This is a genomic window from Arthrobacter rhizosphaerae, assembly GCF_023062595.1.
GTDB classification, from domain to species: domain Bacteria; phylum Actinomycetota; class Actinomycetes; order Actinomycetales; family Micrococcaceae; genus Arthrobacter; species Arthrobacter rhizosphaerae.
The window spans coordinates 17,022-32,604 of record NZ_JALLAN010000013.1; the positions used below are offsets into that span (position 1 = coordinate 17,022).

Annotated in this window: 14 protein-coding genes; 5 read left to right on the forward strand and 9 right to left on the reverse strand. The window is 60.4% G+C overall.

Annotated elements, in window-relative coordinates; genetic code table 11:
• Positions 1-50: 50 nt before the first annotated feature.
• Complete coding sequence (locus tag MU551_RS16475) at positions 51-830, forward strand: alpha/beta fold hydrolase (protein ID WP_247046377.1); 780 nt, start codon at positions 51-53, stop codon at positions 828-830.
• 43 nt (positions 831-873) lie between these two features.
• Here MU551_RS16475 and ychF read toward each other — a convergent pair whose 3' ends face one another.
• Complete coding sequence (gene ychF / locus MU551_RS16480) at positions 874-1,959, reverse strand: redox-regulated ATPase YchF (RefSeq protein ID WP_247046378.1); 1,086 nt, start codon at positions 1,957-1,959, stop codon at positions 874-876.
• Positions 1,960-2,078: 119 nt separating this feature from the next.
• Between ychF and MU551_RS16485 the strand changes: the two genes are divergently transcribed.
• The gene (locus tag MU551_RS16485; protein ID WP_247046379.1) at positions 2,079-3,302 is read left to right on the forward strand and encodes a DNA recombination protein RmuC; all 1,224 of its coding nucleotides are present in this window, start codon (positions 2,079-2,081) and stop codon (positions 3,300-3,302) included.
• Here MU551_RS16485 and MU551_RS16490 read toward each other — a convergent pair.
• On the reverse strand, positions 3,299-4,378 hold the full coding sequence (locus MU551_RS16490; RefSeq protein WP_247046380.1) for a 4-hydroxy-3-methylbut-2-enyl diphosphate reductase: 1,080 nt from the start codon (positions 4,376-4,378) through the stop codon (positions 3,299-3,301). The two genes, MU551_RS16485 and MU551_RS16490, sit on opposite strands and share 4 nt — an antisense overlap.
• A 58-nt stretch (positions 4,379-4,436) precedes the next feature.
• Positions 4,437-5,279 carry a hypothetical protein gene (locus MU551_RS16495; RefSeq protein WP_247046381.1) on the reverse strand — a complete coding sequence of 281 codons (843 nt, stop codon included), beginning with the start codon at positions 5,277-5,279 and terminating at the stop codon, positions 4,437-4,439.
• 204 nt (positions 5,280-5,483) lie between these two features.
• Here MU551_RS16495 and xseA point away from each other — a divergent pair, with 204 nt between their 5' ends.
• Both xseA and MU551_RS16505 read left to right on the forward strand, forming a co-directional pair.
• Positions 5,484-6,794 (forward strand): exodeoxyribonuclease VII large subunit, encoded by a 1,311-nt coding sequence (gene xseA / locus MU551_RS16500; protein ID WP_281507251.1) that lies wholly within the window; start codon positions 5,484-5,486, stop codon positions 6,792-6,794.
• A gap of 88 nt (positions 6,795-6,882) precedes the next feature.
• Entirely contained in the window at positions 6,883-7,110 is a 228-nt protein-coding gene (locus MU551_RS16505) for an exodeoxyribonuclease VII small subunit (RefSeq protein WP_247046383.1), read from the forward strand.
• A 12-nt stretch (positions 7,111-7,122) separates the two neighbouring features.
• On the opposite strand, the gene MU551_RS16510 is transcribed toward MU551_RS16505, so the two are convergent.
• The 4 genes from MU551_RS16510 to rsgA form a co-directional block, all read right to left on the reverse strand.
• Positions 7,123-7,977 (reverse strand): polyphosphate kinase 2 family protein, encoded by an 855-nt coding sequence (locus MU551_RS16510; protein ID WP_247046385.1) that lies wholly within the window; start codon positions 7,975-7,977, stop codon positions 7,123-7,125.
• A gap of 107 nt (positions 7,978-8,084) precedes the next feature.
• A complete protein-coding gene (locus MU551_RS16515; protein WP_247046386.1) occupies positions 8,085-9,305 on the reverse strand; it encodes a pyridoxal phosphate-dependent aminotransferase in 1,221 nt (406 codons plus the stop codon).
• A 62-nt stretch (positions 9,306-9,367) separates the two neighbouring features.
• A complete protein-coding gene (locus MU551_RS16520; RefSeq protein ID WP_247046388.1) occupies positions 9,368-10,306 on the reverse strand; it encodes an ABC transporter substrate-binding protein in 939 nt (312 codons plus the stop codon).
• 290 nt (positions 10,307-10,596) lie between these two features.
• Positions 10,597-11,637, reverse strand: coding sequence for a ribosome small subunit-dependent GTPase A (gene rsgA, locus MU551_RS16525; protein ID WP_372489878.1), 1,041 nt, complete (start codon positions 11,635-11,637; stop codon positions 10,597-10,599).
• A 487-nt stretch (positions 11,638-12,124) separates the two neighbouring features.
• On the opposite strand from rsgA, the gene MU551_RS16530 reads away from it, so the two are divergent.
• A complete protein-coding gene (locus tag MU551_RS16530) occupies positions 12,125-13,180 on the forward strand; it encodes a pirin family protein (protein WP_247046389.1) in 1,056 nt (351 codons plus the stop codon).
• Between the two features lie 15 nt (positions 13,181-13,195).
• Here the strand turns inward: MU551_RS16530 and MU551_RS16535 are convergent, their stop codons facing one another.
• Both MU551_RS16535 and MU551_RS16540 read right to left on the reverse strand, forming a co-directional pair.
• Positions 13,196-14,089, reverse strand: coding sequence for an N-acetylglucosamine kinase (locus tag MU551_RS16535; RefSeq protein ID WP_247046538.1), 894 nt, complete (start codon positions 14,087-14,089; stop codon positions 13,196-13,198).
• A 205-nt stretch (positions 14,090-14,294) separates the two neighbouring features.
• On the reverse strand, positions 14,295-15,458 hold the full coding sequence (locus MU551_RS16540; protein ID WP_247046391.1) for a trans-sulfuration enzyme family protein: 1,164 nt from the start codon (positions 15,456-15,458) through the stop codon (positions 14,295-14,297).
• Between the last annotated feature and the right edge of the window lie 125 nt (positions 15,459-15,583).

A 15,583-nucleotide genomic window follows, 5' to 3' on the forward strand; every position in this document is an offset into this window, starting at 1 on the left:
TCAACGCGGCCGCTCGAGGTGAGGCCGTCAGGAACGAAACGAGGAGCCTGATGCCCACTTTTGAGGTTCCCGGAGCGGAGCTTGCGGTTGCTTTGAGCGACGAAGGTGGGCATCCAATTGTCCAACTCCACGGCCTTACGTCAAGCCGCGCGCACGACCGGGTGCTCAACCTCGACCTCGGTCGAGGGTTGAGTGGAACTCGACTGCTGCGGTACGACGCACGCGGCCATGGCCGCTCGACGGGGCGGAAGGTTCCCGAGGACTATCAATGGGAAAGCCTCGCCGACGATCTCCTGCGACTCCTCGATCACTGGTTTCCGGGAGAACGTGTACACGGGGTTGGTCCCTCCATGGGCACCGGCACACTCCTGCATGCCGCTTCCCGCGAGCCGGACCGCTTTACGGGGCTCACCCTTATGGTGCCACCCACGGCGTGGGAAACCCGACCTGCACAGGCTGGAAACTACCGGGCTGCCGCGGCGCTTATCGAGTCTGTTGGTGTCGAGGCATTCCTCGCAACCACACGCGGAGCAACACCACCGCCAGCCACGATTGGTGCCCCGGAGACGGTGCCCGACGTCGACGACGCCCTGTTGCCGTGGGTGTTTCGAGGCGCGGCACTCAGTGATCTGCCTCTTCCTGAAGCCGTTGCGCGAATCCACGTACCGACGACAATCCTGGCGTGGGTCGATGATCCGGGCCACCCGCTGTCAACCGCGGAATCCCTCGCCGCACTGCTGCCACAGGCAACGCTGACGGTCGCCCGGACCCCAGGAGATGTCGAAACCTGGCCCGGTATTCTGAGCCAGGATGTCGCCCGCCGGGGCTAACTGCCATTCGCCCGACTACTTGCCAGGCTGAAGCGGAACTCGGTTACACGTTGAAGCGGAACTCGACGACGTCGCCGTCGGCCATGACGTATTCCTTGCCTTCGATGCGGACCTTGCCCCGGGATTTCGCCTCGGCCATAGATCCGGCCTCGATGAGGTCCTGGAAGGAAACAACTTCAGCCTTGATGAAGCCGCGCTGGAAGTCCGAGTGGATGACTCCTGCTGCCTGCGGCGCGGTGTCCCCTCGGTGGATGGTCCAGGCCCGGGTTTCCTTCGGGCCGGCGGTGAGGTAGGTCTGCAGCCCGAGGGTATGGAACCCCACCCGGGCCAGCTGGTCCAGGCCCGATTCGTCCTGGCCGTTCATTTCCAGCATTTCGCGGGCCTCTTCCTCGTCCAGTTCAACAAGGTCCGACTCCAGCTTCGCGTCAAGGAAGATGCAGTCGGCGGGTTCGACCAGGGCACGTAGTTCAGCCTGTTTCTCAGGGCTGCCCAGGATCCCTTCATCCGAGTTGAAAACGTAGATGAAGGGCTTGGCTGTAAGGAGGCTGAGCTCTTTGAGGTGCTCCATCTCCAGTTTGTCGCTCTTAATCGAGGAAAAGATGGTGTCGCCGCGTTCCAGGACTGTCTGGGCAGCCTTGATGGCTGAGAGTTCTGCAGCATCCCGCTTCTTGATCTTGACTTCTTTTTCGATCCGGGGAACGGCCTTCTCGATGGTCTGCAGGTCCGCGAGGATCAGCTCGGTGTTGATTGTCTCCATATCGGAGCGGGGATCCACCTTGCCGTCAACGTGGATGACGTCGGGGTCATCAAAGACCCGGACCACCTGAGCGATGGCTTCCGCCTCGCGGATATTCGCAAGGAACTGGTTACCCAGGCCTTCGCCTTCAGAGGCGCCCTTGACGATGCCGGCGATGTCAACGAAGGAGACGGCCGCCGGCAGGAGACGCGCGGATCCAAAGATCTTCGCGAGCTCCTGAAGCCGTGGGTCGGGCAGGTTCACAACGCCCACGTTCGGTTCGATGGTGGCGAACGGATAGTTCGCGGCCAGCACCTGATTCCGGGTCAGAGCGTTGAAAAGAGTTGATTTGCCGACGTTGGGCAGTCCGACGATGCCAATAGTAAGAGCCACGAGCATAGATTCTACCCGCATGGCCGTAAAAGCCATTGGCCGGTTGGAATCCGACCCAGGTGGGCCCTCCTGGTGCGTCTGTTCCTAAAACTGTCGTAGGCGCATGTCACAGTGAAGGCATGGACGCATTCGCACTGATTCTCGCTCTTCTGATGTTGCTTTTGGGTGCCCTTTCCGGGGCCGTTGTCACCTTTCTGATGTTCCGGCGCCGCAACGTGGCCCTGGAACAGGATTTCGACGGCGTCTCCGCCCGGCTTTCCGAAGTCTCAGCACAGTTTGCAGCGGCCGACGCCGAACGCCGTCTCCTTGCGGTGCAGAACCGGGAGCTGGGTGAGTCACGGAACCAGGACGGAAGCGTACTGCGTGCTTTGGGCCCTGTTGCCGAGAAGCTCTCGGCAGTTCAGCAGCAGGTGTCCCTTCTTGAGCGTGACCGGCTGGAGCAGTACGGGCAGCTGGCCCAGCAATTGCAGGAAGCCCGGCTCTCCGACGAACAGCTCTTGAGGTCAACCCATGCTCTGGAGTCAGCCCTGCGTTCGAACAGCGCACGCGGCCAATGGGGAGAGGTGCAGCTCAGGCGTGTTGTTGAAGCAGCTGGAATGCTGCGCCACGTTGACTTCCATGAGCAGCTTCACAGCGCAGGAACAGATAACTCTGTCCGCCCTGACTTGGTGGTTCAGCTGCCGGGTGACAAGCAGTTGGTTGTCGATGCCAAGGTGCCGTTGTCGTCTTATTTACAGGCTCAGGAGTCCGTGGCCACTGATGTCAGATCTCAGCCTGGGTCAGGAGCAAACGCACAGCAGCTGCTCCTGACCGCGCATGCAAAGGCACTCAAGGCGCACGTAGATTCCTTGAGCAATAAGAAGTACTGGGACATTCCGGGCAATTCGCCGGAACTCGTCATCTGCTTCCTGCCCGCGGAATCCATTCTCGCCGCTGCTCTGGGGGCAGACCCGGGGCTCCTCGACTACGCCCTGAACAAGAATGTGGTCCTTGCATCACCGGGTACTCTGTTGGCCGTGTTGAAGTCGGTTGCCTTCACCTGGCGTCAGGATGTACTGACGGACAGCGCGAGGGAATTGTTTGAGCTCGGTCAGCAGCTTTACGAACGCATGGGAACGCTGGGAGAAAATGTCACCAAGCTTGGCTCATCTTTGAAAACGTCAGTAGATCGCTACAACTCGCTGGTAGGCACCCTTGAGGCAAGGGTGTTGCCCACCGCACGAAAGCTGAACGCCCTTGATGCCAGCGGCCTGGTAACGCCTGCCGCCGTCGAGGTCACGCCTCGTTCCATCGCAGCGCCCGAGCTGCAGGCCGAATTGCGCCAAGAGGAATCCGCAGCCTAGGAGCGGGCTCCGCGTCCGCCCAGGGCCCTCGTCACGTCGCCCGCCTGCTTGAGGGTGGCGCGGAGCTCCTTAGGCAGCGAGAAGAGAAGGTCTTCCTCAGCCGTGACTACTTCCTCAACGGCTCCATAACCGTAGTCAGCCAAGAGTCGGAGGACATCCTTGACCAGCACTTCAGGGACGGAGGCGCCGGAAGTAACGCCAACAGTCGCGACGCCCTCAAACCAGGTCTCGTCAACTTCGTTGGCAAAATCGACCCGGTAGGACGCCTTCGCGCCGTACTCCAGAGCAACCTCCACAAGGCGAACCGAGTTTGACGAGTTGGCGGAGCCGACAACGATGACGAGATCGGCCTGAGGGGAAATCTTCTTGATGGCGACCTGTCGGTTGGTCGTCGCGTAGCAGATGTCATCACTGGGCGGATCCTGGAGCGTCGGGAAGCGCTCTTTAAGGAGGCGTACCGTTTCCATGGTCTCGTCGACGCTCAAAGTGGTCTGGGACAGCCAGATTACTTTCTCTGGATCCCTCACCGTCACCTTCTCCACTTCATGCGGACCGTTAATGATCTGGATGTGCTCTGGTGCCTCCCCAGCCGTACCTTCCACTTCCTCGTGGCCGTCGTGGCCAATCAGGAGGATATCGAAATCGTCCTTGGCGAAGCGCACAGCTTCCTTGTGGACTTTGGTGACGAGGGGGCAGGTGGCGTCGATCGTGCGAAGCCCCCGGTCCTCGGCCGATTGAACCACGGCCGGGGACACTCCGTGTGCCGAAAAGATGACCAGGGCACCTTCGGGGACTTCGTCCGTTTCGTCAACAAAGATGGCTCCCTTTTCCTCAAGGGAAGTCACGACGTGCACGTTATGCACAATCTGTTTGCGAACGTAGACCGGAGGACCGTAGTGCTCCAGGGCTTTCTCCACGGCAATAACCGCGCGGTCAACCCCGGCGCAATAGCCGCGCGGAGCCGCCAGAAGGACCTTTTTGGGGCCTTGCACAGGTACTGCCGCCAGCACGTCCTCAGGCGTTCGCCGCCGGCGCGGAACTGTTGGCATAGGTACGGATACAGCGGTGGAGGTCATTGTTCAATGCTACCGGCTCCCTCGCAGGTGCCCTGCTTCGGTCAATCCGGCCTGGATCCTAGGCCCGTCGTCCTCGAAAGATCGCCAACACGATGCCCGCCAGCAGGAGGAATCCTCCGGCCCAGAAGGACGTGTTGATCCACTGCCCCAAGGATGCCGCGGACGCGTTGACGAGTTCCTGCTGGAAAACTTCTGCAACTGGGTTTCCGGAAGGCATCGCCGAAACGGCGGCGGATGCGAAGTCCGACCCAAGCTTCCAAAGCGCAGCCAAAAACAATCCGCCTACCCCTGCCACCAGGAAGATGACCCAGCGACGGCGGGCCGCCACCAACGCGAGGACAAAAGCAAGCCCGGAGCCTGCGGCCATTGCGTACCCCATGGGAGCATACGCAGACAGATTGGCAATCAGTTCCCGATGGCTGGATTGCCCAATGCTGATGAGGGTTTCACCTGGAGCATTGAATGGCACTCCGGTTGTCTCCGATAGCTGGCTTGTCAACAGACCAAGCAGCGGGGCAACATCAAGCGTCAAGGACGTTGAGGCAGCAGCCTCGGGTGGCAAGCTGCCGGGATCGGCGAAGCTGAGCCTGTGGCTCTTCCGCAGGGTCTCCTCCCACGCTGCCGGATAGCCGGGCAGGCCTGTAAGGGAACCCGCCGCGGCTTCCAGGACAGGAGCCATACCGTCTGCCATGAAATCCGGAATCTGCCCCGCCGGGTTGAAACTGGCTACAGCAGCCGAGGCAAGACGCCGCTGGAATTCCGGATTCGTACCCAGAGGAGACGCCAAGCGTACAAAGCCGTCCTCCTTAACGATGTTCTGATCAACCCACATTGCCGGAACGGCCACAGCTGCAAGCAGTAAGCCGACCATGACCGCTATAGCGGAAACGAAAGTACGCAAGAGAGTCCTAGGTTTGTTGGTTGGGATACAGCCATCCTAAAGGTCGGGCCTGACAGCCTCGGCCAGACAAGGGATGTCGGCCCGTGATGATAGAGCTATGGATAGAGTGATTGATATCTGAACCAGCTTCCTGAACATCCGAGAACCCCTCACGAAATACCCAGCTCAAAGGATCACCGCCCATGCACCAGCCAGGTACCACCGATGGATTGCCGCGTGTCTGAAGACGTCACGACCACAACGACGGTGCCGGCTACGGCTGCGGAAACGAGTCCTGAGAATCCGTGGCCACTGCAACTCCTGTCGCAAAAGCTCAAATCACATATTGAACGGGCGCCATCGGTCTGGGTCGAGGGGCAGGTTATTGAGCTCAACCGCCGAGGGACCAACGCGTTCCTGACACTGCGGGATGTCGATGCGGAGATCTCCCTACCAGCTTCGGTGTGGACCAAACTGCTGGACCGCCAAGATGCTCCCCTCGAACGCGGATCACGTGTGGTCGCGCTGCTCAAGGCCGAATTCTGGGTGAAAACAGGCCGGCTCAATATGGCTGTCAAAGATATACGTCCCGTTGGCCTGGGGGACCTCCTGGCGAGGATCGAGAGGCTCCGACAGGCGCTGGGCGCTGAAGGACTCTTTGCCGACGCAAGGAAGAAACCACTCCCGCTCCTCCCGCACAGGATCGGTCTCATCACCGGCCGCAATTCGGACGCCAAGAAGGACATCCTCCGGAATGCGGCATTGCGCTGGCCCGCCGTCGAGTTCGAGATCAGGGAAGTAGCCGTCCAGGGGAACACGGCGGTTTCGCAAATGATCGCGGCGCTGAAGGAACTCGACGAGGCGCCGCAGGTCGACGTCATTGTGATCGCACGGGGCGGAGGTGCCTTGGAGGACCTCCTGCCGTTCAGCAGCGAGGAACTTGTCAGGGCCGTTTCACGTGCTGCCACTCCTGTGGTCAGCGCCATTGGCCATGAAGCGGACCGCCCTATCCTCGACGACGTCGCTGACCTTCGTGCCTCCACCCCCACGGACGCGGCGAAGAGAATCGTTCCGGATGTTGTGGAGGAACTGTTCAGGGTCAGGCAATCCAGGGACCGTCTTCGCAGTTGTGTCACCCGCCTTGTAGAGCGGGAAAGTGAGCGATTGGGTTCTTTGCGCAGCCGCCCCGCTCTGGCGGCCCCCGAAGTTCTGCTGACCAACCGGCACGAAGATATCGGGAGGTTGAGAAGCCGTTCCGGTTCGTCCATCGACGTCGCCTTGGCGAGGGCAGCCGACGGGCTCGCACATCTCACCGCTCAAGTGCGTGCGCTGTCACCGCAAAAGACCCTGGATCGGGGCTACGCCGTGGTCCAGCTTGCCCTGAACGGCGAAGCCGGTAACCCTGGGGAAGCCCGGCGCAGGGAAATTGTTCGTCATCCTTCCCAGGCTCCGGCGGACGCGGAACTGTCTGTCCGGGTAGCGGGTGGCAGGTTTACCGCAGTGTCCACCGGCGGCCCCGAAACCATCGAACACTGACAATCACCGAGTACTGATAATCATCCGAAACTGACGCCCTTCATCTTGGACGTCCTAAAGACCCGACAACCCAGCAAGGAGCACCACTATGGCAGCGGCACAGAATCACCAGGCGGACATCGATTCGCTCAGTTATGAAGAAGCGCGGGAACAATTGGTGGGAATTGTGGGAAAGCTGGAGGCGGGTGGAGCAAGCCTGGAAGAATCGCTTGCCCTCTGGGAGCGCGGCGAGGCCCTGGCCAAACGTTGTGAGGAGTGGCTCGAAGGCGCACGTAAGAGGCTCGCAGCAGCACGGGACCACGTCAAGGACAGCTGACGGGAGCGGCACTCAGGACCGCTCGACGAGAGCCTTTTCCTGTTCCACATCGAAGTCAGCCTTAGGCCACTTCAGTTTCAGCTCCTTCAACGCGTCCAGGAGCAGTTGCTGGACCGCTATCCTCGCGTACCACTTCTTGTTTGCAGGAATGACATGCCACGGCGCAATTTTAGTATTTGTGGCATCGATTGCTGCCTGGTAGGCGTCCATATAGTCGTCCCAGAACGCACGTTCCTTCAGGTCCCCGGTGCTGTACTTCCAGTGCTTCGCGGGATTGCTTAACCTGGCGAGCAGACGCTTCTTCTGCTCATCCCGGCTGATGTTCAGCATTACTTTCACGACCCGGGTTCCGGAGTCGGTCAGCCGGGCTTCGAACTCATTGATGGCGATATAGCGGCGCTCCAGCTCTTTCTTTGAGGCCCAGCCGTACACGCGGTGGATCAGGACGTCTTCGTAGTGCGAGCGGTCAAAGACTCCCACCATGCCCGCTGCCGGCACTTCCTTTTCGATCCGCCACAGGAAGTCATAGGACTTCTCCTCGTCAGTGGGTGCCTTGAATGCCTTCAGCTGCACACCCTGCGGATTCATCGCCCCCATAACGTGCGATACGACACCCCCTTTGCCGGCCGTGTCCATGGCTTGCAGGATCAACAGGATGCGCTTGGTTCCGCCGAACTTAGCCTCCGCGAAAAGCATCTCCTGCAATTCCGTCAGTTCGCCGTCGAGGTTCTTAAGTAGCGCCTTGCCGTCCTCCTTCACCCCGGCATAGCCGGGAGTCGAGTCAGCGTCGACGTCCAACAGCTTGAAACCCTTTGCCGCCACGAGCGTTTGGGAGGGTTTCTGGCCGAACTTCACAACCACTGCCATGGGAAGCCTCTTTTCCGCTGCCGTGCAACCTGGCGGCTGCGCCTGCTCTTAAGCACATTCCGCACGTTCACACCGGAGGAATCCGGGCGTGAACTGTTGAGATCAGGCTAGTTGCCTTGGTATCGGCTCAGGAAGTCCCCCATGCGCCCAATTGCTTCCTCTATATCCTTCACATTGGGAAGTGTGACCATCCGGAAGTGATCCGGACGCACCCAGTTGAACGCCCGGCCATGAGATACGAGGATCTTTTGCTCACGCAGCAGGTCAAGGACAAACTTCTCGTCGTCGCGGATGTGGTAAACCTCGGGGTCAAGCCGGGGAAAGAGATAGAGCGCCCCACGGGCTTGTTGGGTACTCACGCCGGGGATGGCGTTCAGAAGATCGTAGGCCTTGTTCCTCTGCTCCAGGAGCCGACCGCCGGGAAGGATGAGGTCGTTGATACTTTGATAGCCGCCCAGCGCTGTTTGAATGGCGTGCTGCGCCGGTACGTTCGCACATAAGCGCATGTTGGCCAGAAGATTGATTCCTTCGAGATAATCTGCCGCCGACTTTTTGGGTCCGGAAATCGCCATCCATCCGGCCCGGTAGCCGCAGACACGGTAAGCCTTGGAGAGGCCGCTGAAAGTGAGGCAAAGAACGGCGTCGCCGGTGAGGCCTGCCATATTCACATGGACGGCATCCTCGTAAAGGATCTTTTCGTAGATCTCGTCAGCAAACACCACCAGGCCGTGCTTTTCCGCAAGCGCGACGATCTTACGAAGCGTACTTTCCGGGTAGACGGCGCCTGTGGGGTTGTTCGGGTTGATCACTACGATCCCCTTGGTGCGGGGAGTGATCTTCGCTTCCAGATCCTCGAGGTCAGGCTGCCAGCCTGACTCCTCATCGCAGAGGTAGTGCACCGGCTTACCGCTTGCCAGTGCCACGGAAGCGGTCCAAAGAGGGTAATCCGGCGTGGGAATGAGAACTTCATCGCCATCGTTGAGCAATGCCATGAGAGACATGGTGATGAGCTCACTCACCCCGTTGCCCAAGTAAATATCGTCAACGTCTATGCTCTGGATGCCGCGGGTTTGGTAGTACTGGGAAACGGCGGTACGGGCAGAAAAAATGCCTCGGGAATCGCTGTACCCCTGGGCGTGGGGAAGGTGGCGAATCATGTCCACCAGAATGGCGTCGGGCGCTTCAAATCCAAAGGGCGCGGGGTTCCCGATGTTCAGTTTAAGGATTCGGTGTCCCTCCGCCTCCATCTGCTGGGCGGCCTCGAGGATCGGTCCACGGATGTCGTAGAGGACATTATGAAGCTTGGTGGACTGCTTGAATTCTGCCATCCATCAAATATGCCATATGGAGGATGTTAATCCCCTGAGACTTGACTCACACTGCGGACCCTCTATTTACTGAAGCCCTTGTCCTTGAGCCAGGCAAGTGCTGCTTCTTTGGGGTCTTGCTTCTGATTGCCGCTGACCGCGCGGTTAAGGTTTATCAGGTCCTCCGTCGTCAGCGCCTTGGAGACATTGTTCAGCGTCTCCTTTGCCTTGTCCGTCATTTTGGCTTCGTTGTAGAGCGGAAGAACCTGCTGCGCAATGAAGTTGTTCTTCGGATCCTCCAGCACCACAAGATCGTTGTCTGCAATGGCAGGAGTGGTGGTGTAGATGTCGGCAACCTGCACCTGGTCCTCCAGCAGCGCCTTCACGGTGACGGCTCCGCCGTTGTCGTTGAACGGTTCCAGCTTTTTGGGTACGCAGTCATAGTTCTTTTTGAGGCCGGGCAGACCATAGGGGCGCTCGGCAAAAGTGGCCGGAGCGCCCACCACCAGTTCGCTGCATGCCTTGGCAAGGTCCGGGAGGGACTTCAGCTGGTACTTCTCCGCCGTCGCCTTGGTCACCACCATGGCGTCCTTTTTTTCGGCTTTGGAGGCATCTAGCACTCCCACGCCTTTCGGCAGTTTGCCAGGCAGCGCCCGGTTAATCTCATCGGCGGAAACCTGGGTGGCCTCCTTGTCGATCAGCAGCAGGAGATTGCCGCTGTAGTCCGGCACGATATCGATCGAGCCGGACTGGACGGCCTTGAAATAGACCTCCCGTGATCCGATATTGGGCTTGGTGCTGGCCGTGACCCCGGCTTCGTTTAAAGCTCCCGCGTACAGTTCGGCGATGATCTGGCTCTCGGTGAAGTCTGCCGAACCGATCACAAGCGGCTCACCCGCTGAGCTGGAAGTGCTGGCCGAAGGTGCAGGACTCAGCGGATCGGACCCGCCCACACAAGCACTCAAGGCCAGCGCCAGGCCCAAACCTGCGACCAAGCCGCCCCAAGCACGGCGTCTTATCATTTGACGTCGAAAATCCTTCAAAAAGTATCTCCTTGGACAACAGGCTCCCGGATATGGAGGCCGTGCGATCAACTGCGGCCTGCTGGCCGCCGTCAGGCATTGTGGCCGGTCCCCCATGAGAGGAAGAACCACTGGAAAAGGGTGAAGACAAGGTCGACAAGTTACCACCACAGCCTACCCAGTCCCTCCGACAAAGCCGGAGGGACTGGAACGCCAGAGTGGAGCCACCCTTCTATGGAACCAGCTGAGCGGTGGATGGGTCCTGAGGGAATCATGACCCATCCCGACCATCAGCTCCGTCCGGGTTTTCCGGAATTGCCTGACTTTCCGGACTTCCGAGGTTTACCGTCCCGCTCCGCCGACTGTTCATGGCCATACCGTTCAGCTGCCCGCTGGCTTTTGCCTGCAACCACCACTTTCTGGTGCCATTCCCGCTGGTAAGCCCTGCGGGCCGCAGCATCGTGGCGCCTGTTCAGGGCAGCAAGCTCACGCTGAAGCCTCAGGTAGTTGGCCCAGCGACGGTTATCCAGGGATCCGTCCTCCAGCGCAGCCTGCACTGCACATCCGGGCTCCCGGTCATGGGCGCAATCAGAGAATCGGCAGCCTTCCATCAGTTCCTCAAGGTCGCCGAACATCTCGCCCATGCCACCCTCAGCGTCAAAAAGTTCGAAGCCACGTACGCCGGGGGTATCCATCAGCACGGCACCGCCAGGAAGCGGCACCAATTCCCTCGCGGTAGTGGTGTGCCTGCCTTTGCCGTCGCCGGTGCGGACCTCCCCGGTGTCTTGTGCCTGGTATCCGACCAGGGCATTGATCAGCGTGGACTTTCCCGCTCCCGACGGCCCCAACAGCACCAGGGTGCTTCCTGCGGGCAAACGGCCAGAGAGTTCCTCCAAACCGTCGTGCTGTTCTGCCGACGTGGTGACCACATCGACACCGGCTGCCTGAAGCATGACCTGCCCGACGACGTCATCCGCGACGTTGGCCAGATCCGCCTTAGTGATGATGACGAGCGGAGTGGCTCCTGAATCCCACGCCGCGACGAGGGTGCGTTCGATCCTGTTGTGGGTGAGCGGACGGTCAACCGGGACCACCACCCCCACGATATCGATGTTGGCCCCGAGCACCTGAACATCCGAAGATGCTGCAAATGCACGCTTTCGGCTGAGTTCCGAGTATCGCGGGAGGACACTTTCGATGACAGGCTCCGCTGAGGCAGCATTCATCCCCAGCCAGACCCAGTCGCCCGTTGCGGGGACGGAGCCGTGCAGCGGGTAGGGGACATGGAAGAACTGGTCCGCCGCAGCCACCAGCACGCGGTTGCGGTCCATACGCACCACCCTCCCGGGCATCGTTCCGTCTGCCTGGGGATGTGCGGCGAAATACGCTGCTCTGGCGCGGGTGAATCCGTAATTAACGGGACCGGCCAGCTCAGATCTGTTGTTTGAGAGTGGTTCGGGAAAAGGTTCAGCCGATGAAAGGCTGTGGGTGTTTTTCAATGGGAAGCCTTTGATAGACCCCGCCAGTGCTTCGACAGCGATACGTGGAGCTGTTAGGAAGAGCGTTTGGACGGGGCAGGAAGTTTAGGGTGAATGAGGCGCGAGGCGCGCAGAACTATTACAGTCATCACTTCCACCTCCCCTTTTGACTCCGCAGAACATCCTTGAAATAGCCGGGCAACCGGCAACTCTGACAGGTTATCGAACTCTGCCGCTGCTGGCCATACCTACGGGCAACACCCAACACGGGCTGCAGGATCCGCTGACTTTCAGTTCCGGGCCCATGCGCACGTACTGCATTCGGTTCTACAGTGGGGAGGTGACCAATCTTGAAGTCAGTCCCCGGGAACAAATATGTCCGCCTGCAGACATCGGTGAGGGTTCGGGAGCCGGCCCGTGCCTGCAGCTTTGGCCCGCCCGCGAGGTTCCCTTGGGAGGTGTCCGCGCCATGAATGTTCTGCGCACTCTCCCCCAGAGAGGCCTGCCAACGGTGGGAGCCTGGTGCTTCCTCGACAGCTTCGGGCCCGACCGCGTGGCAATGTCCGTCCTTCCCCATCCCCACACCGGTCTTCAAACAGTCACATGGCCGCTCATCGGCACCATCCGCCACCGAGACAGTGTGGGGAGCGATGTTATTGTCCGGCCCGGTGAACTGAACATCATGACGGCCGGCCATGGCATCTCCCACTCAGAGTTTGCCGTGCTTCCTCAGCCATCGCTTGTCATGCCCCAGGAGGACATGCCCGACGGCGGCCAGGAGCTGCCGTTGCAGCGGGGACTCCAGCTCTGGGTTGCCCTGCCCGACGGCGAACGGGACAGGACCCCGGCCTTCGAGCAGCACCGAGAGTTGCCCACTGTTGCGGGAGAAGGTTATGTGGCAACGGTCATGGTGGGAACTTTCGGAGGATCAACCTCGCCAGCCACAATGTATTCGCCCATCGTAGGAGCGGACGTCACGGCCCAGGGACCTGTCCGGTTACCACTCAATCCAGAGTTTGAGCATGCCTTCCTGGTTCTGGACGGCAGCCTGGTTGTTGAGGAGCAACACGTGACGCCGGGCCCCCTGTGCTACCTCGGGAAAGGACGGGACTTCCTTGATCTCGAGGCTGTTGTAGGTGCCCGCTTCATCCTGCTCGGCGGCGAACCTTTCCAGGAAGAGCTGTTGATGTGGTGGAACTTCGTTGGCCGGACCCACGATGACGTGGCTCAGGCCCGTGAGGATTGGGAGGCGCAGGCAGGCCTTGATGGGAACTCGGTTGAAGCCGGCCGGTTCGGAGTGGTGAGCGGACATGGGCCCGCCGCTGGCCCCGAAGCCGGCCGTATACCCGCCCCGCCCTTGCCTGGTGTGCGACTCAGGCCGCGAACGCGTTCCTGATCGGGTAATGCCGGATCAGTCCTCTAAGCCCTGCTCCTGAAGAAGCTGAAGAACCCCGAATACGGGCTCCCGGTCCAGGACCCGCACATCGTTGACACCTTCCGCGGCCAGATGTTTACGGAAGGAGTCCTGGATCCACGGAACGTTCATAGCAAGGCCTCCTCCAAGAATTACGGGCCCGTCGACATCGAGCTGCCGCAGCGTTTCCGCGGCCAAATCCGCCAGGTCGCTGCCCGCCTGTACCAGAAAGGCCAGGCTGGCGGCGTGGCCGCTTTCGGCTGCTTCGACCACAAGGCGGGCGCGCTGGGCCCAATACCGCCGCCCTGTCTCGGCCGAGTGAAAGAGTGCAATCAACTTGTTGGGGTGATCAACAGCACAGGATTCAAGCAGTGCGGTGGTGAGTTCGTCAGGTTCGAAACCCTGGTTCATTCGCCGAAGACTGTGGCGGACAGCCTCCCGGCCGAGCCAGTATCCGCTGCCTTCGTCTCCCAGCAGGTAGCCCCAGCCGCCCGCTCTGGCTTCTTTTCCAGCCTCATTCCGGCCCCAGGCCGCGGATCCTGTGCCGCCGATAACGGCGACGCCCGTGCTGGCACTCCCCGCAGCAAGCAGCAACCGCGAATCATGGACAACGGTGATTCTCGCCCCCGGAGCATGGGGTGAGATCAGCGACGCGAGCGCGGCAGCGTCGTCGTCAGTGTCTATGCCTCCGGCCCCCGCATACACGTGCGCGATGGATCCGCCGCCTATTCTTGCAAACAGTTCAGCGAGATGCCGGGCCGCTTCTTCACGGCTGACGTTCTGGACGTTGGAGCTGCCCACAACCTCGTCTGCGACCACTTCACCGTCGAGAAAGCGGACACCGTGCGTCTTGGTTCCTCCAATGTCCAGGCCGATGACACTGCCTGCAATCGTTCCGGCAGGGAGGCGGTCTGCATCAACGGGATTCGTTTCTGGGAAGCTGTCTGCACTGTTCACCTGAACAGACTACTTAACCGGCGGCCCACAGCCAGCAATGAAGGCGCAACAAAGGCTCCAGCGTTGTCTGTCTTTGCTCCTGCCGGCCGTCTGCCTCCCCAACCCGCTGGTTTCAGTCCCGCTGGTTTCAGTCCGCTGTTCAGTGGGTGCGCTCAATGGCCTGTACGAGATCGGCCACGATGTCGCTGGCACCTTCCAGCCCGACCGAGAGCCGAAGCAGGTTTGGCGATGGCCGCGCTTCTCCGCTCACTGGTCTGTGTGTCAGGCCTGCAGGATGCTGGATAAGCGTGTCAATTCCGCCCAGCGATACTGCATGAGTGATCAGGCTGACAGCCGAAGGAATTCGTTGAGCATGGTCAGGGCTGCTCAGCTCAAAGGCCATCAACGAACCAGGACCGGACATCTGAGTGCCCACCAGCCCCAAGGGATCGTACTCATGCAACCCCGGATACAGGACCCTCTTGACCAGACCGTGCCCGGCCAGCGCCGACGCCACTTTGGAGGCAGTGGCCTGTTGCGCCCGAACCCGGATGGGCAAGGTGGCAAGTCCACGGTGGAGCAGGTACGCGGGCCACGGCGTGAGGATCCCTCCGGTGACGGCGCGGACGGCGCGGAGCCTGGCCGCCCACTCGGCCGACGTTGCCACAACGCCACCCATTGCGTCGCCGTGGCCGCCCAGAAACTTCGTGGCGCTGTGCAGAACCAGAGCTGCTCCGTGTCTGAGCGGCTGCTGCAGGACAGGGCTTGCGAAAGTGTTATCCACCAGCAGCGGAACACCATCAGCGGCAGCGGCCAACGCCTCAATATCTACCAGCTCCAAGCTTGGATTTGCGGGGGTCTCTACGATCACAAGGCCAGTATCCGGTCGAAGGGCAGAACTGATTTGCGGAACAGTTGCGAAAGTAACTTCTGTTCCCAGCATTCCGGCGGCGAGAAGGTGGTCGCTTCCGCCGTAGAGCGGCCGAACGGCGACAACGTGCTTTTTACCTGTGGAAACAACGGCAAGCAGCACTGCCGAAAGAGCGGCCATGCCGGTGGCGAAAGCAACAGCCTCAGGAGCGCTTTCCAAGGCAGCAAGCCCGTCTTCAAACCGTGCGACAGTCGGATTCCACAGCCGTTGGTAAACCGTACTCTGATCCTTAAGATGGGCACCGCCGGTCGCAAGGTGCTCATAGGCCAACCCGCCTTCCACCACTGAAGGCAGCGGTGCAGTAGTGGAGAAATCGATAGGGACCGCGTGAACGCCTTGCTCCTTCAGCCCGTCGCGCCCGGCATGTACCGCAAGTGAATCGAATGAAAACACCGTGCTCCTTCTGAATATTCGTCATTGAACGTCGAAAGTATCTGGCATTTATTCGGGATTGGACAGAGCCGCTGAATCCTTTGACTCGAGGAGCGGTTTATGATGAACGCAGCACACCCTGAGGA

Bases quoted from the DNA above. Each gene is read 5' to 3' on its own strand.
- MU551_RS16520 (WP_247046388.1), bottom strand. From the start codon at position 10,306: ATGATAAGACGCCGTGCTTGGGGCGGCTTGGTCGCAGGTTTGGGCCTG.
- MU551_RS16475 (WP_247046377.1), top strand. From the start codon at position 51: ATGCCCACTTTTGAGGTTCCCGGAGCGGAGCTTGCGGTTGCTTTGAGC.
- MU551_RS16490 (WP_247046380.1), bottom strand. From the start codon at position 4,378: ATGACCTCCACCGCTGTATCCGTACCTATGCCAACAGTTCCGCGCCGG.
- MU551_RS16505 (WP_247046383.1), top strand. From the start codon at position 6,883: ATGGCAGCGGCACAGAATCACCAGGCGGACATCGATTCGCTCAGTTAT.
- MU551_RS16485 (WP_247046379.1), top strand. From the start codon at position 2,079: ATGGACGCATTCGCACTGATTCTCGCTCTTCTGATGTTGCTTTTGGGT.
- MU551_RS16510 (WP_247046385.1), bottom strand. From the start codon at position 7,977: ATGGCAGTGGTTGTGAAGTTCGGCCAGAAACCCTCCCAAACGCTCGTG.
- rsgA (WP_372489878.1), bottom strand. From the start codon at position 11,637: ATGGACCGCAACCGCGTGCTGGTGGCTGCGGCGGACCAGTTCTTCCAT.
- xseA (WP_281507251.1), top strand. From the start codon at position 5,484: ATGGATTGCCGCGTGTCTGAAGACGTCACGACCACAACGACGGTGCCG.
- MU551_RS16515 (WP_247046386.1), bottom strand. From the start codon at position 9,305: ATGGCAGAATTCAAGCAGTCCACCAAGCTTCATAATGTCCTCTACGAC.